The 23697-nt window shown below is 61.3% G+C and carries 22 protein-coding genes and 1 pseudogene; 16 read left to right on the top strand and 7 right to left on the bottom strand.

What is annotated here, in order from left to right:
* Positions 1 to 39: 39 nt before the first annotated feature.
* Positions 40 to 486, bottom strand: a complete 447-nt coding sequence (locus F6S12_RS21385; RefSeq protein ID WP_315869312.1) for a hypothetical protein — start codon at positions 484 to 486, stop codon at positions 40 to 42.
* Between the two features lies 1 nt (position 487).
* Entirely contained in the window at positions 488 to 829 is a 342-nt protein-coding gene (locus F6S12_RS21380) for a low molecular weight protein tyrosine phosphatase family protein (protein ID WP_041752202.1), read from the bottom strand.
* Between the two features lie 189 nt (positions 830 to 1018).
* Between F6S12_RS21380 and F6S12_RS21375 the strand changes: the two genes are divergently transcribed.
* The 3 genes from F6S12_RS21375 to katG all read left to right on the top strand — a co-directional run bounded on the left by F6S12_RS21375 (position 1019) and on the right by katG (position 4689).
* Positions 1019 to 1576, top strand: coding sequence for a helix-turn-helix transcriptional regulator (locus tag F6S12_RS21375; protein WP_315869311.1), 558 nt, complete (start codon positions 1019 to 1021; stop codon positions 1574 to 1576).
* 118 nt (positions 1577 to 1694) lie between these two features.
* A complete protein-coding gene (locus F6S12_RS21370) occupies positions 1695 to 2294 on the top strand; it encodes an HD domain-containing protein (RefSeq protein ID WP_210456779.1) in 600 nt (199 codons plus the stop codon).
* 214 nt (positions 2295 to 2508) lie between these two features.
* A complete protein-coding gene (katG, locus tag F6S12_RS21365) occupies positions 2509 to 4689 on the top strand; it encodes a catalase/peroxidase HPI (protein WP_315869310.1) in 2181 nt (726 codons plus the stop codon).
* 118 nt (positions 4690 to 4807) lie between these two features.
* On the opposite strand, the gene F6S12_RS21360 is transcribed toward katG, so the two are convergent.
* Positions 4808 to 5236 (bottom strand): hypothetical protein, encoded by a 429-nt coding sequence (locus F6S12_RS21360; protein ID WP_315869309.1) that lies wholly within the window; start codon positions 5234 to 5236, stop codon positions 4808 to 4810.
* Positions 5237 to 5470: 234 nt separating this feature from the next.
* Here F6S12_RS21360 and F6S12_RS21355 point away from each other — a divergent pair, with 234 nt between their 5' ends.
* The 3 genes from F6S12_RS21355 to F6S12_RS21345 all read left to right on the top strand — a co-directional run bounded on the left by F6S12_RS21355 (position 5471) and on the right by F6S12_RS21345 (position 7161).
* Positions 5471 to 6385 (top strand): SGNH/GDSL hydrolase family protein, encoded by a 915-nt coding sequence (locus F6S12_RS21355; protein ID WP_053151136.1) that lies wholly within the window; start codon positions 5471 to 5473, stop codon positions 6383 to 6385.
* Between the two features lie 321 nt (positions 6386 to 6706).
* A complete protein-coding gene (locus F6S12_RS21350; RefSeq protein ID WP_072442108.1) occupies positions 6707 to 6970 on the top strand; it encodes a hypothetical protein in 264 nt (87 codons plus the stop codon).
* Between the two features lie 2 nt (positions 6971 to 6972).
* On the top strand, positions 6973 to 7161 hold the full coding sequence (locus F6S12_RS21345) for a DUF6360 family protein (protein WP_262382336.1): 189 nt from the start codon (positions 6973 to 6975) through the stop codon (positions 7159 to 7161).
* Positions 7162 to 7207: 46 nt separating this feature from the next.
* On the opposite strand, the gene F6S12_RS21340 is transcribed toward F6S12_RS21345, so the two are convergent.
* Positions 7208 to 7876 (bottom strand): phytanoyl-CoA dioxygenase family protein, encoded by a 669-nt coding sequence (locus F6S12_RS21340; RefSeq protein ID WP_315869313.1) that lies wholly within the window; start codon positions 7874 to 7876, stop codon positions 7208 to 7210.
* Between the two features lie 290 nt (positions 7877 to 8166).
* Between F6S12_RS21340 and F6S12_RS21335 the strand changes: the two genes are divergently transcribed.
* Both F6S12_RS21335 and F6S12_RS21330 read left to right on the top strand, forming a co-directional pair.
* Entirely contained in the window at positions 8167 to 8460 is a 294-nt protein-coding gene (locus F6S12_RS21335) for a DUF3077 domain-containing protein (RefSeq protein ID WP_315869308.1), read from the top strand.
* 327 nt (positions 8461 to 8787) lie between these two features.
* Positions 8788 to 9459 (top strand): hypothetical protein, encoded by a 672-nt coding sequence (locus tag F6S12_RS21330; RefSeq protein ID WP_315869307.1) that lies wholly within the window; start codon positions 8788 to 8790, stop codon positions 9457 to 9459.
* 626 nt (positions 9460 to 10085) lie between these two features.
* On the opposite strand, the gene F6S12_RS21325 is transcribed toward F6S12_RS21330, so the two are convergent.
* Entirely contained in the window at positions 10086 to 11819 is a 1734-nt protein-coding gene (locus tag F6S12_RS21325; protein ID WP_315869306.1) for an AAA family ATPase, read from the bottom strand.
* A gap of 249 nt (positions 11820 to 12068) precedes the next feature.
* On the opposite strand from F6S12_RS21325, the gene F6S12_RS21320 reads away from it, so the two are divergent.
* Positions 12069 to 12350 carry a hypothetical protein gene (locus F6S12_RS21320; protein ID WP_315869305.1) on the top strand — a complete coding sequence of 94 codons (282 nt, stop codon included), beginning with the start codon at positions 12069 to 12071 and terminating at the stop codon, positions 12348 to 12350.
* Positions 12351 to 12400: 50 nt separating this feature from the next.
* On the opposite strand, the pseudogene F6S12_RS21315 reads toward F6S12_RS21320, so the two are convergent.
* Positions 12401 to 12993: pseudogene (locus F6S12_RS21315) on the bottom strand (cupin domain-containing protein); the annotation flags it as partial.
* 107 nt (positions 12994 to 13100) lie between these two features.
* Positions 13101 to 15053: an FAD-dependent oxidoreductase gene (locus tag F6S12_RS21310; protein ID WP_315869304.1), complete on the bottom strand. Its 1953-nt coding sequence runs from the start codon at positions 15051 to 15053 to the stop codon at positions 13101 to 13103.
* Between the two features lie 214 nt (positions 15054 to 15267).
* Here F6S12_RS21310 and F6S12_RS21305 point away from each other — a divergent pair, with 214 nt between their 5' ends.
* The 7 genes from F6S12_RS21305 to F6S12_RS21275 all read left to right on the top strand — a co-directional run bounded on the left by F6S12_RS21305 (position 15268) and on the right by F6S12_RS21275 (position 23600).
* Positions 15268 to 16341 carry an ABC transporter substrate-binding protein gene (locus F6S12_RS21305; protein ID WP_315869303.1) on the top strand — a complete coding sequence of 358 codons (1074 nt, stop codon included), beginning with the start codon at positions 15268 to 15270 and terminating at the stop codon, positions 16339 to 16341.
* 99 nt (positions 16342 to 16440) lie between these two features.
* The gene (locus F6S12_RS21300) at positions 16441 to 17235 is read left to right on the top strand and encodes a class II aldolase/adducin family protein (protein WP_053151163.1); all 795 of its coding nucleotides are present in this window, start codon (positions 16441 to 16443) and stop codon (positions 17233 to 17235) included.
* Between the two features lie 263 nt (positions 17236 to 17498).
* Positions 17499 to 18137, top strand: a complete 639-nt coding sequence (locus F6S12_RS21295) for a TetR family transcriptional regulator C-terminal domain-containing protein (protein ID WP_161466927.1) — start codon at positions 17499 to 17501, stop codon at positions 18135 to 18137.
* A gap of 83 nt (positions 18138 to 18220) precedes the next feature.
* Entirely contained in the window at positions 18221 to 18937 is a 717-nt protein-coding gene (locus tag F6S12_RS21290; RefSeq protein ID WP_210456764.1) for a response regulator, read from the top strand.
* A 1-nt stretch (position 18938) separates the two neighbouring features.
* Entirely contained in the window at positions 18939 to 19736 is a 798-nt protein-coding gene (locus F6S12_RS21285) for a substrate-binding periplasmic protein (protein ID WP_315869302.1), read from the top strand.
* Complete coding sequence (locus F6S12_RS21280) at positions 19733 to 21988, top strand: ATP-binding protein (protein WP_315869301.1); 2256 nt, start codon at positions 19733 to 19735, stop codon at positions 21986 to 21988. Before F6S12_RS21285 ends, F6S12_RS21280 begins: the two co-directional genes overlap by 4 nt.
* A 208-nt stretch (positions 21989 to 22196) precedes the next feature.
* On the top strand, positions 22197 to 23600 hold the full coding sequence (locus F6S12_RS21275; protein ID WP_015635402.1) for an amino acid permease: 1404 nt from the start codon (positions 22197 to 22199) through the stop codon (positions 23598 to 23600).
* The last annotated feature ends 97 nt before the right edge of the window (positions 23601 to 23697 follow it).

The raw sequence follows: 23697 nt of genomic DNA, 5'->3' as shown, positions 1-23697 counted from the left end.
CGCAGCCTGCGGCAGCGGCTACAGACGGGCGGCTGTGGTTCAGCGCTGGGGGAAATCTCGGCGCAGGGCATCCAGCCCTGCCAGCAGCCGAGGCACGGAATTGCAGGCCAGGGGCAGCGTCACTTGGCAGCCGTCCAGCCGTTGCTCCGGGTTCAGCCAGGGCGGTGCGGCTTCAAGGCAAAAGTGGATCTGGATCTGCGGCTCGGGGCCGCCCAGGTAGTGAAACGCCAGGCAAGGCTCGGTGAACCAGCAAGGCCGGGGAGGGCCTTCGGGCTGATCCAGGGCCTGTAGCCACTGGGCCAACTGATCGAACTCGTGAGTCCTCAGGCAGGCATCCTTGAAACGCCAGTCGCCCTGGGGATGCTCGATGCGGCCCTGCACCATCAGCCAGTTGGCGTCCAGGTGATCGTGGCTGCCAGGGAACTGGTAGCCAAGGATGTCCAGCTCCACCCGCAGCTCAGGTGGGGCCCTGAATATCAGGGGCATATCAGCGAGCCTCGCCGCCATCGGGAAGAAACTGCGGCACCTTCTGCCGCAGCAACTGGATCAGTTCCGGGTCCATGAACTCGTAATCATCGGGAATGTTCAGGCACACAATCTGCTGGTTGTTCAACTGCGCCTTGAAGCGCTTGCGCAGTTTTTCCCGGTGGCGGGTTTCCATCACCACAATCAGCCCGGCCCATTGCACCAGCTCCGGGCCCAGGGGCACCTGGGCGTCGTGGTTGAGGCCCGCCGAAGCGGTCTCGATCCCCGGCCAGTCGGCGAACAGCTGCTCGGCGGTGGGGCTGCGCAGCTTGTTCTGGCTGCAGACAAACAGGACATTGAGCATTGGGCCGAACTCCTTGGCACAGGCGCCCGGCCCGTGGAGGGCAGGGCAAAGGCGCTGATTTTTCGTGGCTTTGGCCGCGCTGTCCAGCAACTTGTGGCAGGCCGGGTGAATGGCGTGGGTCAGCGCCAGTTGCCCGTCAAGCGCCGGGGCTGCGAAACTGTCGGCCCCTTTACCCCTATCACTCATTCCATGCCCGCAGCCCCGTTCACCTCTCCCCATCTGGGCCTTGCCCTCAGGCGCTGGCGCCTGTTGCACCGGGTCAAGCAGCAACACGCCGCCGAACTGTTCGGCGTGGCGCAGTCGAGCATTTCCCGTTGGGAAAACGGCCGGCAGACCATGGAACCGGCCGAGCGTGCGCGCCTGGAACAACTGCTGGCGGCCAACCTCAGCGCCGCCGCCGACCAGGCCCTGGCGCGGCTGGTGAACGACAGCCCGCGCGCCGTGCACCTGGTGTGCGACCTGACCCACCGCCTGCTGGCCTGTTCCGCCACCCGCGCCGGGCAGTTCGGCGTGCCCTTGAGTGAGCTGCTGGGCCAGTCCCTGTGGGGCTTTTGCACCGAGGAAATCACCCGCAAGGAAGCCGCCCTGGATGACCTGGGCTGGCGCGAAGTACTGGAGCCGCCGTCCCTGGAATTCTTCAGCGGCCACAACGATTCGGCCATCGTGCCCATCGCCCCCAGCCAGTGCCGCTGGACCCGCCTCAACCTCTCTGACGGCAACGCCGTGCGGCTGGTGGAAACCCTCTGAAATGGGGCCCCGGATATTTTATCCGTGGCCCCGGCAGCACCCCTTGGCTAGTCTGGTTAGCCATCGCTCGCCGCCTTTCAGTGCCGGCTGTGTTTTGCCCACCCGCGCAGGTCTTTCCATGAACAGTGAACTTCTCAGTGGCCGCCTCGACTTTCTCCGTGAAGCGGAAAAACTCAAGGACGTGCTGCGCAGCGCCCACACCTCCAGCGGCCGCCAGGAAAGCACCGCCGAGCACAGCTGGCGCCTGTGCCTGATGGCGCTGCTGTTCGAAGACCAACTGGGGGACCTGGACCTGCTGCGGGTGCTGAAACTGTGCATCGTCCACGACCTGGGGGAGGCCATTCACGGCGACATCCCGGCGGTGGCCCAGGCCGCTCACCCGGACAAGAGCCAGCAGGAGCGCGCGGACCTGCAACTGCTGGCCCGGGCCCTGGACGCCCCGGCCCGCGAGCACCTGCTGGAGCTGTGGGACGAATACGAAGGCGCCGCCAGCACCGAGGCGCGCACGGTCAAGGCGTTGGACAAGCTGGAAACCCTGCTGCAACACACCCAGGGCCAGAACCCGGCGGACTTCGACTACCGCTTCAACCTCGGCTACGGCCGCCGCTACACCGACGCCAGCCCGCTGTTCCAGGCCCTGCGCCAGCAGATCGATGCCGACACCCAGCGCCGCCTGGACGCCCAGGCTCAGGCCGCTGTTCAGCATCGGCTGCGCTAAACAAGCCTGGGCGCCGCTTGCCAGATCCAGGGCAGGTTCCCAGGGGGCAGGGCGCCCCGCGCAGAAACCTTGCAGGCGTCATGGTTTTTTTCTGCCAGGGTCATCAAGCGGGTCTATTTTTACCTTCGCTTGCCGTTCACTACGCTTTTCAAACGCCCATCCCTCCTAGGGCCCCAGTCGAGCGGCCGGGCAGGGATGATCGAAGGAGTGATCCATGTCTGATGAATCCAAGTGCCCGTTCAAACACACCGCCGGCGAAGGCACCAGCAACCGTGACTGGTGGCCCGGCCAACTGAACCTGAAGATCCTCCACCAGCACTCGCAGCTGTCCGACCCGATGGCCGAGGACTTCGACTACGCCGCCGAATTCAACAGCCTGGACCTGGCCGCGGTGAAGCGCGACCTGCTGGCCTTGATGACCGACTCCCAACCCTGGTGGCCGGCGGATTTTGGCCACTACGGCCCGCTGTTCATCCGCATGGCCTGGCACAGCGCCGGCACCTACCGCATCGCCGATGGCCGGGGTGGTGCCGGGGGCGGGCAGCAGCGCTTCGCCCCGCTCAACAGCTGGCCGGACAACGTCAGCCTGGACAAGGCGCGGAGGCTGATCTGGCCGATCAAGCAGAAGTACGGGCGCAAGATCTCCTGGGCCGACCTGATCATCCTCACCGGCAACGTCGCCCTGGAATCCATGGGTTTTAAAACCTTCGGCTTTGCCGGTGGCCGCCAGGACGTCTGGGAGCCGGAAGACAACGTCTACTGGGGCAGCGAAACCACCTGGCTCGACGACCAGCGCTACAGCGGCGACCGCGAGCTGGAGAACCCCCTGGGGGCGGTGCAAATGGGCCTGATCTACGTCAACCCGGAAGGCCCCAACGGCAACCCCGACCCGCTGGCGGCGGCCCGGGACATCCGCGAAACCTTCGCCCGCATGGCCATGGACGACGAAGAAACCGTGGCCCTGATCGCCGGCGGCCACACCTTCGGCAAGACCCACGGCGCCGGCCCCGCAACCCACGTCGGCCCGGAACCGGAAGCCGCTGGCCTGGAAGAACAGGGCCTGGGCTGGAAAAGCAGCTTCGGCACAGGCGTTGGTGGCGACGCCATCACCAGCGGCCTGGAAGTGATCTGGACCACCACCCCGACCCGCTGGAGCAATGACTTCTTCGACCACCTGTTCGGCTTCGAATGGGAGCTGACCACCAGCCCCGCCGGCGCCCACCAATGGCGGCCCAAAGCCGGCGCCGGGGCCGACAGCGTGCCCGACCCCCACGACCCGAACAAACGCCGCACGCCGTCGATGCTCACCACCGACCTGTCGCTGCGCTTCGACCCGGCCTACGAGGCCATCTCCCGGCGCTTCCATGAGCACCCCGAGCAACTGGCCGAAGCCTTCTCTCGGGCCTGGTTCAAACTCACCCATCGTGACATGGGCCCGCGCGCCCGCTACCTGGGCCCGGAAGTGCCGGCCGAGGAACTGATCTGGCAAGACCCGATTCCCGCCGTGAACCACCCGCTGATCGACGCCCAGGACATCCAGCAGCTCAAGGGCCAGATCCTCAACTCGGGTCTGTCCGTGGCGCAACTGGTGTCCACCGCCTGGGCCTCGGCTTCCACCTTCCGCGGCTCGGACAAGCGCGGCGGCGCCAACGGCGCACGGATTCGCCTGGCCCCGCAGAAGGACTGGGAGGTCAACCAACCGCAGCAACTGGCCCAGGTGCTGCAAGGCCTGGAAGGGGTACAGAGCGCCTTCAACAGCGCGCAAAGCAATGGCAAGCGCGTGTCCCTGGCGGACCTGATCGTCCTCGGCGGTTGCGCGGCGGTGGAACTGGCGGCGAAAAATGCCGGCTACAGCATCAGCGTACCGTTCGCCCCGGGGCGCATGGACGCCAGCCAGGAACAGACCGACGTCGAATCCTTCGCCGTGCTGGAACCGGTGGCAGACGGCTTCCGTAACTACCTCAAGCCGGTCAGCGGCGTCACCGCCGAAGCCCTGCTGGTGGACAGAGCGCAACTGCTGACCCTGACCGCCCCGCAACTGACCGTGCTGCTGGGCGGCCTGCGAGTGCTGGGGGCCAACGTCGGGCAATCGCCCCACGGCGTCTTCACCTCGCGCCCGGGCACCCTGAGCAACGACTTCTTCGTCAACCTGCTGGACATGGGCACCCAATGGAAACCCCAGTCCGAGGCCCGCGACCTGTACGAAGGCAGCGACCGCGCCACGGGGCAATACAAATGGAGCGGTACTCGGGTCGACCTGCTGCTGGGCTCCAACTCGCAACTGCGGGCCCTGGCCGAGGTGTATGCAGCGGCGGATGCGGGCGAGCAGTTCGTGAAGGACTTTGTCGCGGCCTGGGACAAGGTGATGAACCTGGATCGGTTCGATTTGCGCTAAGGAGGTTTGAGGCCGGGTAAAACTACAACGCCTCCCTAGGGAGGCGTTGTTGCAGAGCGCTCGCGGCACGACCGCTGCAGATCAACGAGCGTCGCACCTGCAGCGCCCGCCCGACGCTTTACTGGGCCTTGAGGTACTCATTGAGAAACGCCTGGGCATCGCCATAGCTGGACAGGTTGCTGTCATAACCCACCTTCAGCGGCTTGGCCTCACCCGGCAGATGCAACTCGCCATAGCCTTCCTGAAGCAGCAGCACCACGAACTTCTGCCCGTCCACCTGAGTGAAGTAACGGGTGTCGCGATCGGTTTGCTCCACGTTCATTTTCTGAATGCGCATGTTCCAGTCGTGGTCGGCGTCTTCCACCTGCACCAGCGCCTGATTGGCGCTGCGCTCACCAATGCGCAAGGTCCAGACCTTCACCCCGTGCGGCCCGGTGTAGGCCAGGATCTTGTCCGCCACCTGTGGCCGTTCCTCGGCCTGGGCCAGCCCGATTCCCAGTACCCACGCCATGACCCATGCGGCCGCCCAACGGTAATAAAGCTGCATCCTTCTAGCTCCTGAACATGAAAAGGGGCGGTTATTGAAGCCGACCCGTGCGGCGCTGCCAAGCACCCAAGGCAACAGGCGGGATAAAAAAAGCGGCGCACACGCTGGACTCACCCGCCACTGACCTGTCGCGAACAGCACACTCTTTGCGCCCTCGGCTAAATACAGGTCGCAAGCGTGGCGAGGCAAAACGTCGCCACCGGTAGTCTAAGAGCACCACCCGGGAGACTTTCAATGATTCGACGCGCGTGCTTGGCCGCTCTATTGACCATGACTGCCGCAACCGCCTTTGGCGGCCCTGGCTACGATCATCTCTATGCGTTCGGTGACAGCTACTCTGACAATGGCGCGGGTGAAACCTTCACCCGAACCATGGCCGCGCAGAAGGTCAAAGATGCACAGGAGCTGCCCGGTTCGTTGTATTGGCAGGGACGCTGGAGCAATGGCCCCACCGCGGTCGAGCACTTGGCGCAGGCCTTGAAAATCCCCTTGACCGACTACGCCATTGGCGGCGCCAAAAGCGGCAACGGCAACTACTACGCCTGGATGCAGCCCTCTCGCGACACTGGGGTTTTCGGGCAAATCGCCGATCACCTGAAAGCCGCTAAAACACACAAGGCAGATCCGGATGCGCTGTATTTCATTTTCATCTCAGCCAACGACTTTTTTGAATGGGCCGACTTCGCGCACCCAGAAACGATCGACGTGCTTGGCCAGAACAGCGTGGCGAACATACAGAAGAGCACCGAGACGCTGATCGCCGCAGGGGCGAAGCACCTGATGGTGGTGGGAACCACGGATTTGAGCCATGTGCCGGCTGTGGTGCAGGGCAATCAAGTCAAGAACGCAACGCACTACCAGCAGATACTCGAACAAAAACTGCCCGCCGTGCTGACAACACTGGCTAACTCCCATCACGTGAATATTGGCTACTTCGACCACCTGGCCTTCAGCAACACGCTTCGCGCGGCACCCGAGGTGGCGGGCCTGAAGGATCTGGATACCCCGTGCCAAGCCACCTACCCGGACGTCAAACCCGTGTGTGCGGATCCGGATACCCATTACTACTGGGATGAATGGCACCCGACCCGCAAAGTCCACAGCCTGGCCGCCGAGGCGATGCTTGAAACGCTGAAAGCGAGCCGTTGAGGTTCTCTATCCGCCCATAGCCGTTCAGCACTGCCCGGCTATGAGCGCCAAGCATTGTCATGGTCGTTGCTCGGACATCCTTGCCCTTGTCGTTGAGAACAGCATGCTGTGTTCACGGGACGCTTAGCGACATGTGACCTTGTGGGCACCCTGGGGGGAGACGCCGGCAACGAGTTCTCCAGTGGTATGGCGGACATGGACTTGGCTCCATTCTTGAGGTCGTTGTTTGGGCTTAAACCCGATAAAGTGACCCGCCTCAAAGCGCCTAACGCACAAGCCGCGCCCCGATTCAAAGGCTGCATTTTCAGGATGAATACCCCCATGAGCCAACTCACCGCACTGATTGCCCAAGCCCAAGCCGGGCTGTCGGTCCAGCAAAACATTCCCCAGGAACGCTGGGAGGCCATCGCCACCCAGTGCGGCGCGGCGGAAATCGCCGAGATCAAAACCCGCATCGCCTCACTCAAGGCAGACAGGGAAGCCGTCGAAGACTGGGACGGCGACACCCGCGATGACCTGTATTTCGCCATCGCCGACTTCACCCGCCTGCTGGAACTGGCCAGCGCCCACGCACAAGGTGAATGAACATGCCGATTGAGCGCACAACGGATTATTTCGAGAGCAGCGAGGGCGCCGTGCGCCTATGGATAGAGCAGGGCAGTTCAATTCATCTCAAGGCCATCAGCCCGCACAACGACCCGGTGGAACTGACGGCGGAGCAGGCCCTGGAACTGGCCCAGGCACTGCAACGTCTGGCCAGCCGCCTGGCCGACTGAATGAGCGCCACGCTGCGGCTGACGCACCCCTGGCGCCCGAGCCCACTCAGGCAAAGTCCGCCGGCTCGAAGCGCTCGCTGGTGTCCATGCGGATAGCACGCAGGCCCAGCGTCTGCAGATGGGACTCATACAGCCCCAGGGCGCAATAGCTGACCAGCAAGCTGCGACGGCGCGCACCACTGGGGTTCAGGCTGGCCCCATGCACCAGATCGGCATCGAACAGCAGCACGTCCCCCGCATTGCCCGCCAACTGCACCACCCGGGATTCATCACTGAAATCAAAGGGCGCCAACCGCTCCCCGGGGCGATGACTGCCGGGCACGATGCGCGTCGCGCCATTGGCCGGCCCATAGTCATCGAGATAGACCAGCGCCGTGACCCGGTCACCGAGGCGCTGCTCCGACAGATCCCGGTGCAACACCTGATGACCGCCCCCCGCCAACGGCTCGCGGCCCTCCACCTGAGCCAGAAAAAAGCCTTCCCCGATCAACTCCCCGGCCACCGCCAACAGCGCCGGCAAGCGACACACCGCCTGCACCCGCGCATCCAGATCCACCAGCGCATGACGCCAATCGTGGCCCCGAGGCACCGGCCATTGCTCCGGCCCAATCACCCCCGCCTCGAACGTGGCCCGCAGCTCATCCAGCCAGCCGGCGGGCACCGCCTGACGCAGCAACTGGTAGCCGTTTAGATGGAGTTGTTCGCGGTCGATCATGAGGGGGCAGATGTCCTTATCCGGGGTGAGGGAGAGCATAACGGCTCGCTAATCCGAGCGACATAACCGGCTACGGTTTAGCGGTTGCCCCAGCGTGAGCAGACCGCCTAGTCTGCTGCGGTCGCTGCAAAATCAGCGACCGGGCCTGAGAACCCGATCAGATGCAGGCACATTTTTGATCAGGGAGTTTCAATCATGTCTGCCGGTAATCTGTGTGAAGTTTGCTGCTGTTCCTTTCGCCTTCCTCCGCTCAAAAACCTCTGCTGCCAGACCTTGGCGGGAGGTGCACGATGAGCCATTCAACCCCCATCAAAACCCAGGGTTTTGTCACCTTTGGCCAATGTGCCGATCTTGAACTAACGTTGTTTCGCGTCAATGCAGATGTGCCTTTGCAGCAGGCGCTGGAGCAGGCTTCGACGTTGCTGTACTACGCCAAGAAGTTAGCGCTGGATGCTGCTATGGAAGAGCAGGGGGAGCGGTATGCGTGGGCTGCGTACTTTTTGGCGGAGATGGGGAAGGCGGTGATTGATGATGTGTGTTTGGGGTTGGGTGGAAGAGGGGCTGAGGGAGGGGCTCTGAGTTAGGGCAACATCGTATGAGGTAGATAGAAACGCCGCTTATCGCTGCTTGATAAGCGGTGTCTCTACTACTTAAGAGGCTGCTTTCGGCCATTAACAGCCGTTCGGGACCGACAGCAATCAGCCAAAACTACCTTTTTGATCAGCTGCAACGGATAAATAGCGGCCGATCGGCGTGTCCACTATTGTAAGTGCGATTTTTATTTTGGCCGAAATAGTGTAAAACCTTCGAAGGCACGTTTAACTGAAAGAATCAAACCGTAAATTGCAATTACGCAATTGATCGACAATGAGACGCCAGTCAAGCGATCTAAAAACCAAGAGCAACCAATCATGCTATCAATAGAAGATCAGAATTTCATATCAAATGAAATGAGCATTTCGTTAGCATCAATTAGCTCTAAACTCAGCGAGCATGCTTTATTTCCATATAGAGATCATCTTGAGTCTGCGATTGCTTTTTTTATAAGCTCAATTCGAGCTCAAAATAAATCCGGATATTTATTTTGTGTAGGCTCATTCCAGCTCAGCCCAGCCCAAGTACAAATTAATAATTATAGCGCTGAACTATCTGAAAATCTTGCAGATACTGAAGCATTACCTATCCTTGATTCTTTGAGACATGCATTTTTCTCGTTCGCCCGCAACGGACTTCATGAGCTATTTACGTGCCAGGAAAATGAGGAGTGGTATCCCAAAGTAATCCTTAGCAAAGAACTGAGGCCGAACGATATTAGCGAGCTGCCAAGCCTAGTTACTCTATACAGAGGCACAGATATTGCCGAGCATAACTCATCGAGCTATGGGCAGTCATGGACTACGTGCAAAGAGATAGCCTATTTTTTTGCTTTTGAATATTACGTGGGCCAGCCTTCGTTTGACGTTGGGAAAAGAGTAATTTTGAAAACTAAAATCACAAAAGAGCATGTGTACTTTTCCAATCAAACAGGTGAGTTCGAGGTTGTTATTGATGTTGGAAAAATTTTACATGTCGAAGTAGTCTAGTTATTCATGCTCATCGAGTTGTCGTGACATTATCCCGTACTTAAAAGACATTTTTATCTCAAGGACGCCATTTATGAGTGGTATTGTTTCTCGAATCAACCAAGGAAGGTATGACTCTGAGCAGAGTCTTCTGAATCTACGTGATAACGCCATTAACAAGTGTAGAGTCGATGTTCTTGACTCGGTAAATCAACGCCTTAAGAAGTGCCATCCAAAAATCTACGAGCGGCTCGTGGGGCCGCTTCATGAGCGGAAGAGAGACAAAAAATTCAAATGCTATTGTAATAATCCGCAGAGCCTAAACGAAATTTTTCAGGATATCATAAATGACAACGTTCATTTTCATTCGCTAAGGTGTGATGAATGCTGGCAGAAAGACATTGCAAAAACTTGGGGTTACTATGGTTGGGCAAGCAAATTAATTCCACAGAAGACATGGGACGCTTTGTGTGAAAAGCGTGCATATGAAAAATTTGTTGAGTGAATTTACCTAAATTTAGGGGTGGCTAAGCGACTGCTTCTGGCCGATTTCTGTCCGTCACCAAGAGCTGCAACCGATAGTCGTTGGTCAAGACTGACCGCTTCTGGCTAGTTGAATCCGCAGCTCAAAGCGGGCGTTCCTTGCGTCAGGCTTGATCGCCTACTTGGTGCGCCCCTCTTCGCTCTCGAACTGCTCGAATGGCCTCTGCGAGAACCTCAACAGCTAAGTTATCTGAAGGGCGAACAATATTGAGGTTCTCACCAAGCGTGACCTGAAGTTTTGACTTGAGTTGCCCCAAGGTTTTCTTGCCATGGCGCCATCTTTCAGAGCAAGCAGCGAAATCAGCCCGAGCCTGATCTGTCAACGCAACAATGTCTGGGTCACCATTATCGCCATTTGCTTTTCTCCTCGCTTTTTCTTCTCTTAGGAGATTTTTAGCAAGCGTTTTGACAGAGTATTCTCTAACTGCTTCGGTGGCTTCTTCAATGGCTTGATTGATTTGGAGTTCCGATAGCTGAGGATAGAATGTTCGAATATGTTGGACGTTAATTAAGTGTGACTCAGCATCCGTTCCTTGGGTAAGGAATATCCGGATATTTTTTGCAGAAAAAATATCCTTCATCTGATTTGTTTCTTCGTCTGTCAGGTAGTCACTATCACGGTGAACAAGCACCTCTGTTCCAGGTGCGTGATCTTGAATAAAACGGCACAAGGTTACTGCTGCGTCTATTTTTGTGCAGCCAGAGTAAGACCAAATTTGAACTCTCTCTTCCTCTGCGCCTGAAGAGACCATGAGGGTCTTAAGAAATTTTTGATCGCTATCTTCAGTTAGCACGACGACATCTATATTTCCATTCTTGAGCCTGTCGCCGCTATCTAGGGCGCCTAGGTCCGTTAATATGCGTAGTCGACTGCTTTCGTCTGGTTCAATATTCACTCGACTACCTTGCGCCATCCAATGAAAATAGGCGCCTGGGACATCCAATAAGTGCCTAGAGTGCGTAGCCACAATTACTTGAAAGTCATCTTTCTCCGCCAGGTCAGATAGAAGATTTATTAATTGACGCTGTCTGTCAGGGTGTATATGAGAGTCTGGTTCATCTAAGAGAAGCAATTTGGGTTTGTACTTGGCAGCGTAGGCGAGAATTTGTACTGTTTGCAAAAAACCGGTACCTGCTGCGTCAATAGGTAGCTTGACCCCCTGTCTTTCTATTGTTACGTCAACAAATTCGTCCACGTTAGGGTCGAATTTTGGGTTGACAACAATTTCCGGAAAAACGCGTGAAAGGTGTTCGCTGAATACTTCCCAGGCGTCATTGTCAGACTTTAGACTCCAAAGAATATTTCTTAATACGGCGTTAGCATCACCGCGGGCAGCTGCTTTCCGTAGTGCGGCAGGCGTTCTGTAAGGCTCTGAGGAAGGAATTCCGGCCAAGCCGGGCACATACATTGCAAACTGATTATCAAGGGATGAAATATCTTCTTTTAGGCCGCCATCATTTACGCTCAAGGCAATGTTTTTGTTCTTTCCACGTCTAATTTCAACTGACGTATTGGACTCGATGCTCTGGCCTTGCGGGTCTACTGTTTCTTGATTGAATAAAATTTCAATCGCATGTTGTCTGCTCTGTTTCAAATCTCCGCCAAAGGCAAGGGCTGAAACATCTCGGAGAGGAGTGTAAATTAATTGTTCAGGAGAAAGAGTGGTGACCTCACCCTGAAGCTTAGATGTCTGAGCAATACTTACAGCAAAAGCTATCCCTTGAAGGATGCTGCTTTTCCCCGAGTTGTTTGTACCTACAAGGATATTTATGCGCTCCAGTGGGATTTCGACATCTGTGAGGTTTTTAAATCGGCGGATAGTGATTGACTTGAGCATGTTTGACTCTGAGAAAAATATATCGAGCGGCCAAAATCTACCATTTGTAAATGGCACAAAGCTACTATGTATGACTAGCAGTGCGCAACAGTCCGTCTATGGCCGACAGCCGTCTATTGCAAAAGTCCGCTTTTCGCCGGAAGCAGACGCTGGTACTGCATACGACTATGTTAGCCCCGGGTAAAGTCATAACAGAAGATCAGACATCCTCCGCATTAACCTTAAGGCGGTTTATCTAAGGGACTAGGCATGACCGTCGAAATTATCGAATTCAGAAAATTGCTAGAAGCCGCGCGACGTTATCTGGAAGGCACCGCCACCCTCGCTGAACTAAACGGTCGAGTCAGGGCAACACTTGAGGCCGGGCATTTTTGGGGAGCAGTAGCGCCACTCATGGAAGTCGCCCGAAACTGGGAACACATGATTAATCGAGCCTGGAATGAGATGGGCGAGCAACGCGCTCTGCTGATCGAGGCCCAGTTCAGCGAGTGGTTGCGGCGGCAGTTCTACTTCCCAGCCCGTGACAGCTAGTTTTCAGCAAACGAAAGAGCGGTGCATTGCGCTTCCGCTCAGTAGCTCGCTCAAAACGTCGGCGGCGTTATCACCCACAACACCACCGCATCCTCCTCCCCAGGGTTCCCATACTTATGCGGCTCCTGACTGGAGAAACTAAAGCTATCCCCCTCACTCAGCTGAAAATACCGTTCCCCCACCCACAGCTCAAAACTCCCCGACAGCACATACCCGGCTTCTTCCCCCTCATGGCTGTAACTCTCCTTGCTGTACGTCCCCGGCGGAAACCGTGAGTGCAGAAACTCCAACTGCCGGGTCGGTTGCGGGGTCAGCAGTTGATCGATAATCCCGTTCTCATAATTCACCTGCAGCCGCTGTTTCTTGCGCACCACGTACCCCTGATCCTCGGGCGCGGTCTGGGTTTCGCTGGCGAAGAACCATTGGATGGTCACGCCCAGGCTGCGGGCGATGTTGAACAGGGCGGGGATGGAGGGGTAGGCGAGGTTGCGTTCCAGTTGGCTGATGTAGCCGGCGGTGAGTTCGCTCTGCTGGGCCAGTTCGCTCAGGGTCAGGCCGCGGCGTTTGCGCAGGCCGCGGATGCGGGTGCCAAGAAACTGCGGGCCGCCGGGGGCTTGGTTGTCGCTGCCGGGCTCGGGCGGGGTGCTCACGGGCGGCGTCTTGCTGCTGGGGTTCATGGCGGGCTCCGGACCAGGGGAACGGGCGCGTCCGGGCACCCGTCCTGCAAAAGCCCTGGAGTATAAAGCAGCCTCAAAGCGCCCAGGCGACTTTCAAGCCTTCATGGATGGCTTCTTCGACGGTGCGCGGTGCCAGGCAGTCGCCGATGCGCTGGAAGGGCACCAGGCCTTTGAGTTGCTGGCCGAGGTCGTCCACCGATTGGTGGCCTTGGCACAGCACCAGGCTGTCGACGTTCTCCAGGAGCATGGGTTCGCCGCTGGCGGTGTGTTGCAAGTAGACGGTGCTGTCGTCGCAGCCGTAGAGGCGGGCGTAGGGGATGATCGGGATCGCCAGTTTGTGCAGTTCGCCGGCCATCTGGTCGCGCACGTACAGCGGCAGGTTTTCGCCGCAGTGGGTGCCGTTGACAGCCAGTTGCACCTGGTGCCCGGCGCGTACCAGGCGTTCGGCGATGCCGGGGCCAATCCAGTCGCAGCGCCAGTCGGCCACCACCACGCTGCGGCCCAGTTGCACTTCGTCCCGCAGCACTTGCCAGGCGTCCACCACTTGCAGGTCGCCGCCGCGTTCGAAGTTCGGCCAGTAGGGTTCGGCGCCGGTGGCGATGATCACGTGGTCGGGCTTTTCCCGCTCGATCAGGGCGCGGTCGACTCGGGTGTTGCGCACCACTTCCACACCGGCCAGTTGCATTTCCCGTTGCAGGTTGGTGCTGGCGCCGCCGAATTCGCTGCGCCGGGGCAGCAGTTGCGCCAGTTGGATCTGGCCGCCCAGTTGCGCGCTGGCTTCGTAGAGGGTGACGCGGTGGCCGCGTTGGGCGGCCACCGCAGCGGCTTTCATCCCGGCCGGGCCGCCGCCCACCACCATAATGCGTTTGCCGCGGGCGCTGGGCTTGGGCTGGCCGTAGAGCAGTTCGCGGCCGGTTTCCGGGTGCTGGATGCAGGAGATCGGCAGGCCCTTGTGGAAGTGGCCAATGCACGCCTGGTTGCAGGCGATGCAGGCGCGCACGTCTTCGGCTCGGCCGCTGTCGCTCTTGTTGGGCATCTGCGGGTCGCAGATCAGCGCGCGGGTCATGCCGCACACATCGGCCTGGCCCTTGGCGATGATGGCCTCGGCTTCCTGGGGCTGGTTGATGCGTCCGGTGACGAACAGCGGGATCGACAGCCCGGCCTTGAAGGTGCCGGCTTCCCGGGCCAGATAAGCCGCTTCCACCGCCATGGGGGGGACGATGTGCACCGCGCCGCCGAGGGAGGCGGAGGTGCCGGCGACGATGTGCACGTAGTCCAGTTGCCCTTGCAGCAATTGCACGGCGGCCAGGGATTCGTCTTCGGTGAGGCCTTCGGGGTCGCGTTCATCGGCGGAAATGCGCAGGCCGATGATGAACTCGGCATCGGTGCTGGCGCGCATGGCACCGAGGATTTCCCGAATAAAGCGCAGGCGCTGTTCCAGTTCGCCGTTGTAGCCGTCGGTGCGGCGGTTGACCCTCGGGTTGATGAACTGCGCCGGCAGGTAGCCGTGGCTGGCCACCAGTTCCACGCCGTCCAGCCCGGCCTGATGCAGGCGCCGGGCGGCGTCGGCGTAGCCCTGGATGATCTCGTCGATCATGTCCTGGTCCAGGGCCCGGGGCATGACCCGAAAGCGCTCGTTGGGCACCGCCGAAGGCGCATAGGCCACCGCCAGCAGGCCGTCGGCGGACTCCATGATTTCCCGCCCCGGGTGGAAGATCTGCGACAGCACCACCGTGCCGTGGGCGTGGCAGGTCTCGGCCAGGCGCCGGTAGCCGTCGATGCAGGCGTCGTCGGTGGCCATCAGCACGTGGCTGGTGTAGCGCGCACTGTCGTGGACCCCGGCCACCTGCAGCACGATCAGGCCCACGCCGCCTTCGGCCCGGGCGCGGTGGTAGGCGATCAGCTGTTCGTTGACCAGGTTGTCGGTGGGCATCGAGGTGTCGTGGCCGCTGGACATGATGCGGTTCTTCAGGCGTTTGCCACGGATCTGCAAGGGTTCGAACAGGTGCGGGAAGGCGCTGGTCATTGCGGTGACTCCAGGCGGGCCAAGGGCAGGGGGCGGGGCCTTGGCGTTGTTATTGTTGGCCTATCAAAATTTACCGCCAGTAAAAAATCAACTTGTTTTTTTACTAAGGCTTGCAGTAGCTTCGATCTGCGCCCGCTCCCGGGGCCAACCTCACAACAATAAAAAAGGGCTGTGCCGGCGCCTGCCGGTGTGGCACCGCGAAGAGGATTCACAGATGAAAGCGCTCACCCGCAAGCACGGTTGTTCTTTCCTGGCCCTGAGCCTCGCCCTGGGTCTGACCCTGGGCCAGCCGCTGATTCAGAACAAGGCCCAGGCAGCCCCCGACATGGTGGTCGTGGCGTACGGCGGAGCCGGACAAAAAGCCCAGGATGTGGCGTTGTTCCAACCCTTCAGCAAGGCCGATGGCAGCAAGCTGATCCAGAGCGAATACAACGGCGAAATGGCCCGGATCAAGGTCATGGTCGACACCGGCAACGTCGACTGGGACGTGGTGCAGATCGAAGGCCCGGACCTGATGCGCGGCTGCGACGAAGGCATGTACGAGCCCCTGGACTGGAAGGCCCTGGGCCGTGCCGAGCAGCTGATTCCCGATGCCGCCCAGCCCTGCGGTTCGGCGGTGCTGGTGTGGAGCGTGGCCATTGCCTACGACCGCAACAAGCTGGCCAAGGCCCCGACATCCTGGGCGGATTTCTGGGACGTCAAACAGTTCCCCGGCAAGCGCGGCCTGCGCAAGCGCGCGGTGTACAACCTGGAATTCGCCCTGATGGCCGACGGGGTCAAGGTCGAGGACGTGTACAAGGTCCTGGCCACGCCCGAGGGAGTGGACCGGGCCTTTGCCAAGCTCAGCGAACTCAAGCCCTACATCCAGTGGTGGGAGGCCGGGGCCCAGCCGGGGCAGTGGCTGGCCTCCGGTGATGTGGTAATGACTTCCACCTACAGCGGCCGCATCGCCGTGGCCGCCCAGGCCGGCGCGCCGCTGGCGGTGGTGTGGCCCGGCAGCCTGTACGGCATGGACTACTGGGCGATCATCAAGGGCTCGAAACACGTAGATCAGGCCAAGCGTTTCATCGCTTTTGCCAACACCCCTGAAGCCCAGGTCAACTACGTCAAGCAGATCCCCTATGGCCCCACCAACACCCTGGCCGCAGCCAAGCTCGACCCGGCGCTGGCGCAGTGGGTGCCGACCTCGGAACAGAACCTCAAGGGTGCACTGGCGATGGACGTCGGGTTCTGGGTTGATCATGGCGAAGAGCTGGAAGAGCGCTTCAACGCCTGGGCCAGCAAGTAAGCGCAACGGGCTGGACGCCTGCGGGCGTCCGGTCCTATTGTTTGCGGGCTCTTTTTACCGGCCCCGTTTGCCCGCCCACCTGCCTGGAGGACTCCAACAATGAACAATATCGCTCCCAGCCCCCACTCCCTGACCGAGCGCAGCGCCACCGAACAGCGCCTGCGCGAAGAGCTGGCGGCCTGCTACCGCCTGATCGCGCACTTTCGCATGACCGACCTGATCTTCACCCATATCTCGGTGCGCCTGCCCGGGCCCGAGCATCATTTTCTGATCAACCCCTACGGCCTGATGTTCGATGAAATCACCGCCTCCAACCTGGTAAAGATCGACCTCAATGGCGAAGCCGTGGAGCCGTCGCCGTACCCGGTGAACCCGGCGGGGTTCGTGATCCACAGCGCCATTCACGGCGCCCGGGAAGACGCCCAGTGCGTGCTGCACACCCACACCAAGGCCGGTTGCGCGGTGGCGGCGCTCAAATGCGGCTTGCTGCCGGTGAACCAGATTTCCATGGAGTTCTATGGCCGCGTGGCCTACCACGACTACGAAGGCGTGGCCCTGGACCTGGGCGAGCAGCAACGGCTGGTGGCCGACCTGGGCGACAAAAGTGTGCTGATGCTGCGCAACCATGGCCTGCTCACCGTGGGCGAAACCGTGAGCCAGGCGTTTCTGCGCATGTACTACCTGGAGAAGGCCTGCGAGATCCAGCTGGCGGCCCAGGCAGCAGGGGAGATCGTGCTACCGCCGGACGCGGTCTGCGCCCACACCGAACGCCAGTTCAACGACCCGGGGCGGCCGCTGCAGGAAGGTGAACTCAACGACCCGGACGCCATGCAGCTGGCTTGGGCGGCGCTGTTGCGCTTGCTGGAGCGCATCGCCCCCGACTACCGCGCCTGACCACATGTAGCCGCTGCCGAGCCATGGCGAGGCTGCGAAAAGGCCCGCAGGGCCTTGCCTGGCGATCTGCAGCCGAACCTGTGTCGCCTTGAAGATCGTTGCGTCCCTACGTCGGAGTGCCGCCCAGACCGTTCGCAGCCTTCGGCAGCGGCTACAGGACTCGGTGCGGCTTGGGCGGCCACACAAACGCTGGATAGCCACGGAAGGCCTGTTGTACAGTCGTTCAGTTTCAACTTCCCGCCACTGTCCAAGGAACCCGCCCCATGAGCCAGGAAGCGCGCTTTTCCCGCCTGGAACCCGACCTGCGCAAGGCCGAGCTGATCGAGGCGACGCTGACCTGCCTCAAGCTCCACGGTTTCCAGGGCGCTTCGATCCGCAAGATCTCCGCCGAGGCCGGGGTCTCGGTGGGGCTGATCAGCCATCACTACTCCGGCAAGGACGAGCTGGTGGCCGAGGCCTATCGCGCCATCACCGGGCGGGTCATGACCCTGCTGCGCGAGGCCATGGAGCAGGCCGCGCCCGACCCCCGGCAGCGGCTGTCGGCGTTCTTTCGCGCCTCGTTCTGCGCCGAACTGCTGGACCCGCGGCTGCTGGATGCCTGGCTGGCCTTCTGGGGCGCGGTGAAGACCGCCGACGCGATCAACCTGGCCCACGAACATTCCTATGGTGAATACCGTAACGAGCTGGCCGGCCTGCTGGGCCAGTTGGCCGGCATTCAGGGCTGGAAAGGCTTCGACGCCGATCTGGCGGCCATCAGTCTCAGCGCCTTGCTCGACGGCCTGTGGCTGGAATCCGGGCTCAACCCGGGGACCTTCAGCCCGCAGCAGGGCGTGCAGATCTGCGAGGCCTGGGTCGAGGGGCTGCTGGCCAGCGGCGGGCGAGGTTTCGCTGTGCCGACATAGGGCTGTTGATCGGTTGTTCAGTAATGGCTAGGCTGCTGCGCTGTAGGTGGTTTCTCTAATAAAAATAATCAGGAACACAGGCGATGACTCCTCGGGTATTGATCGTCGACGACGATCCGCTGATTCGCGAGCTGCTTCAGGCTTATCTCTCTCAGGAAGGCTACGACGTGCATTGCGCCGCCACCGCGGAGCAGGCGGAGAGCTTTCTCGGCCAGCACACGGTGGATCTGCTGATGCTGGATATCCGCCTGCCGGGCAAGGACGGCCTGACCCTGACCCGGGAGCTGCGGGTGCGTTCGGAGGTGGGGATCATCCTGATCACCGGGCGCAACGACGACATCGACCGCATCGTCGGCCTGGAATGCGGCGCCGACGACTACGTGATCAAACCCCTCAACCCCCGCGAGCTGGTGTCCCGGGCCAAGAACCTGATCCGTCGGGTGCGCCAGGCCTGCCCGCCCCAGGCCCCGGCCAACAGCCCGAGCCCGGTCAAGCAGTTCGCCGACTGGGCCCTGGACACCGACCGCCGCCGGCTGATCGACCCGCGGGGCGCTGAAACCCTGCTGACCCACGGCGAATACCAATTGCTCAGCGTGTTCCTGCGCAACAGCGGCCATACCCTGAGCCGCGACCAGTTGATGGACCAGATCCGCAACCGCGAATGGGTGCCCAGCGACCGTTCCATCGACGTGCTGGTGGGCCGCCTGCGGCGCAAGCTGCACGACGACCCGGCCGAGCCGGAGCTGATCATCACCATCCACGGTGCCGGTTACCTGTTCACCGCCAGCGTGGCCGCCTGAATTGCTGCGCCGCGCACTGGGCCTGTGCCTGAGCCTGTGCTTGATCCTGCTAGCCGGTCCGACGTTCGCTGAACCCCGGCCCGTGCTGCGTTATTGCGACTACCCGGTGTACCCGCCGATTTCCTGGAGCGACGGCCAGCAGGTGCGCGGGCTGGCGCCGACCCTGGTGCGTCAGGTGCTGGGGGACCTGGGTTATCAGGTGCAGGTGGTGGTGCTGGGCAACTGGAAGCGCTGCCTGCTGGACGCCGCCGCGGGCCGGGTGGATGTGGTGCTGGCCTACAGCACCAGCCAGCGCCAGCAGGACCTGCTGTTTTCCCAGGTGCCGGTGCTGCGCGAAGAAGTCGCGCTGTTCGTCAACCGCCGCAGCCTGCCGCGCTTTGCGCACCTGCAGGACTTGCGGGCCTATCGCGGCGGCCTGCTGTTCGGCGAGAGCTACGGCCAGGATTTCGACCGCGAAGTGGTGCAGCACGGCAATATCGAATGGGTCTCCAGCAGCCAGCAGAACTTCGGCAAGCTGATCCGCCAGCGCATCGATTTCATTCCCCATGAACGCCGCACCGGGCAGCTGTTTATCGAGCAGCTACCGGGGGCCGAGGACATAGTTGCCTTGCCCCAGGCGGTGAGCGTCGACTACCTGCGCCTGGCGGTGTCGCGCCACTCGCCCCTGGCGCCGCGCATGGCCGAGATTGACGCGCAGTTGCAGCGCCAGGTGGACAGCGGCGCGGTGCAGCGCTGGCTGGCGCAAAGCCAGGACGACTACCGCGCCATGCTCAAGGCGCAACGGGAGACGGCGCCATGATCCAGCTGCGTTCCGCCGGCCTGTTGCGCCGCCTGCTGCTGTTTATCCTGCTGTTCAGCCTGTGCTTTACCGTGCTCGCCAGCAGCGTGCAGCTGTACTTCGAATACCGCCGGGAAATGCGCGACATCGACAGCCGCATGGAGCTGATTCGCGCCGGTTACCTGGGCAGCCTGGAACGCAACCTGTGGGACCTCAACCAGGAACAGCTGACCGTGCAGTTGCAGGGGCTGGTGGACTTTTCCGATGTGGCCCGGGTGCACTTGATCAGCAACGATTTCGACTTGCAGCAGGGCAGCGCCGAGCTGATCGGGCCGTTGCGGGTGGAGCGTTTTCCCTTGAGCTATCAACCGCCGTCCGGGCCCTTGCGCCAGTTGGGCGAGTTGCAGGTCAGCACCGATCTGGGGGCGGTGTATCGGCGCCTGTACGCCACCGGGCTGGCCAGCCTGTTGTGGATGAGCGTGTTTCTCTGCGGGTTGGCGGTGGCCTTGTCCGGGCTGTTCTACCGTCTGGTGACCCGGCACCTGCAAGTGATGGCCGATTTCGCCCGGCGCGTGGCGGCCGGCGAGCTGCACGAGCCCCTGCATCTGGATAAGCGCCAGCGCCCGGACGGCGACGAGATCGACACCGTGGCCCGGGCCCTGGACGACATGCGTCGGGCTGTGCTCGATGATGTGCAGCGCCGCGAAGCCGACCGATTGGCCTTGCAGGACAAGCGCGACGAATTGCAGAAAATGGTCCAGCGCCGCACCGCCAGCCTGATGCACGCCAAGGACGAGGCCGAAGCCGCGAACCTCGCCAAGTCGCGCTTTCTGGCGACCATGAGCCATGAACTGCGCACCCCGTTGAACGGCATCCTCGGCATGGCCGAACTGCTGCGTCAGGCGCCCCTGGACCAGCAGGATCGTCAGCGTTTGCAGGCCTTGCATCAAGCCGGGGAGGGCTTGCTGAGCATCCTCAACGAAGTGCTGTCCTTTGCCCGGTTGGAGGAGGGCGAAAGCCGCCCGGAAGTGCGGGACTTCTCCCTGCGTCAGTTGCTGGAAGAAGTCACCACCCTGTTGCAGCCCCGGGCCGAGGCCAACCACACCCGCCTGGAATTGCACATCGACGAACAACTGGCGCCGCGTCAGCAGGGCGCCGAGCAGTACCTGCGCCAGGTGCTGAGCAACCTGCTGGCCAATGCCATTCGTTTTACCGAAGACGGCTGGGTGCGGGTCGAAGTGCAAGTGCTGCACAGCACCGCCGGTGGCCAGCGCCTGCGCTGCTGCGTGCGCGACAACGGCATCGGCATTGCTGCGTCGATGCGCGAGAAGATCTTCGAGCGTTTCGTCCAGGCCAGTGACGAGGTGACCCGGCGCTATGGCGGCACCGGCCTGGGATTGGCCATCTGCAAGCACCTGCTGCAGCAACTGGACGGACACATTGGCGTCGACAGCGAGCTGGGGCAGGGCAGTTGTTTCTGGTTCGAACTGCTGCTGGGAATGGCTCAAGAATCGTTGCCGTCGCCACAGCTGCAGGTGCCGGCGCAGGGTTTGAAGATCCTGGTGGTGGAAGACGTGGCCCTGAACCGCGAAGTGGCCAGCGGCCTGCTGCAGCGTGACGGCCATCAAGTTTGGCTGGCTGAAGACGGCGAGTCGGCTCTGGCCTTGTGTCAGCAGCAAGCCTTCGACCTGTTGCTGCTGGATGTGCACTTGCCGGGCATCAGCGGGGTCGAGCTGTGCCGCGAGATCCGCCAGCGTCCCGGGCCCAACCGGCAGGTGCGCATTGTCGCTCTCACCGCCAGCGTCCAGCCGTCCGTGGTGCGTGGTTATCTGCAGGCCGGGATGCAGGGCATTCTTGGCAAGCCGTTGCAGCTGGAGAGCCTGCGTCAGGTGCTGGCCGGGCAGGTGCAGATGCCGCAGGCCGACACTGAGGAGGGTTTGCTCGACCAGGGTTTGCTGGACACCCATCGCAGCCTGCTGGGCGAACAGAAGTTGCAGGGCTTGCTCCAGGTGCTGGCCGACGCCCTGGATCAGCAACGGCCCCTGTTGACCGATGCCCTGGCCGCCGAGGACTGCACCGAAGTCCTGCACCTGGCCCATCGCCTGGCGGGCAGCGCCGACTCCCTGGGCTTCTGTGCCCTGGCCCGAGTGCTGCGGGAGTTGGAAGGTGCGGCAGAGCAGGCCGATCGCCCGGCGCTGGCGGCCCTGGGGGCGAATTTGCAAGCGTCCTGGCAGCAGTCCCGGGCTTTGCTGCAACAGCTGTTGGCGGCCTGACGTACAAAATCCTTACGACTTTTTACATCTTCGATCTTTTGCTTCAACCCGAACTTACATGGCTTTCCAATAATCGCTTGAGCCGCGCCCGCCGCGGCCTTCGAAGCTTATTGGAGATAATAATAATGAACTGCCTGCAAGCTGCTTGTGCCCCACGTCCCGTCCCATCGCCCCGCGCCCTGCGCCTCACCGACTGCTGAGGTGCACCATGACGACCAGTACTGAACGCAAAGGCATCCAACTGACGCGCTCGCTGAAGAGCCGGCACATTTTCATGCTGTCCCTGGGCGGCGTGATCGGCACCGGGCTGTTCATGGGCTCCGGGGTCACCATCAACCAGGGCGGGCCCTGGGGGGCGATTCTCTCCTACCTGGTGGCCGGCTTCCTGATGTACCTGGTAATGGTCTGCCTGGGCGAGCTGTCGGTGCAGATGCCGGTGTCCGGCTCGTTCCAGGCCCACGCCACCAAGTACATCGGCCCGGCCACCGGCTTCATGATCGGCTGGGTCTACTGGATGAGCTGGGCCACCACCGTGGGCCTGGAGTTCACCGCCGCCGGCATGCTGATGCAGCGCTGGTTTCCCGGGGTGCCGATCTGGTACTGGTCGGCGCTGTTCGTGGCCTTGCTGTTCGGCATCAACGCCCTGGCCACCCGGGCCTTTGGCGAGGCCGAATACTGGTTCGCCGGGGTCAAGGTGCTGGCGATCCTGAGCTTTATCGTGGTGGGCGCGCTGGTGATCTTCGGCGTCATCGACCTGCCCAGCGGCGCCCCGGCGCCGATGTTCGACAACCTCAAGGGCGACTCCCTGTTCCCCAACGGCCTGCCGGCGGTGTTCGCGGTGATGATGACCGTGGTCTACGCCTTCCAGGGCTGCGAGATCATGGGCGTGGCTGCCGGTGAAACCGACCAGCCGGAAAAAAGCATCCCCCGCGCCGTGCGCAACGTGGTGTTTCGCGTGCTGATCTTCTACGTGCTGGCAGTGATGGTGCTGGCGGCGATCATTCCCTGGCAGCAGGCCGGGCTGGTGGAAAGCCCCTTCGTCCAGGTGTTCGATATGGTGGGCATTCCCTACGCCGCCGACCTGATGAACTTCGTGATCCTCACGGCGATTCTTTCGGTGGGCAACTCCGGTTTGTATGCCTCCACGCGCATCCTCTGGGCCATGTCCAAATCCGGCATGGCGCCCAAGGCTCTGTCTCCCCTGAGCAAACAAGGCGTACCCCTGCGCGCCCTGTTCATCACTCTGTGTTTTGCCCTGATCTCGCTGATGACCAGCTTCATCGCCGCCGACACCCTGTTCATGGTGCTGATGGCGGTGAGCGGCATGGCCGGCACCGTGACCTGGATCGTCATCGCCCTGGCCCAGTACCGCTTCCGTCGCCAGTTCCTGCGCGAAGGCGGGCAACTGGAGCAGCTCAAGTACCGCGCGCCCTGGTTCCCTCTGGTGCCGCTGCTGTGCATCGTCCTGTGCAGTTCGCTGTTCGTGTTCCTGGCCCTGGATGAAACCCAGCGTCCGTCGCTGTACTGGGGCTCGGGCTTTATCGCCCTGTGCTACGGCGCCTACTACCTGATGCAGCGCAAACGCCAACTGCAACCCGCAGCCGCCGTGTAGGAGCCGGCTTGCCGGCGAAGGGGCCCGGGAGACATGCAGCGCCTGGGCGGATGCCTTCGCTGGCGTTTGCGGCTAGAGGGACGGGGTAGATATTCAC

Source organism: Pseudomonas sp. JV245A (assembly GCF_032424515.1).
Lineage (GTDB): Bacteria > Pseudomonadota > Gammaproteobacteria > Pseudomonadales > Pseudomonadaceae > Aquipseudomonas > Aquipseudomonas protegens.
The sequence above is the reverse complement of the archived record's forward strand: the minus strand, read 5'-3'. Positions and strand labels throughout refer to the sequence as shown.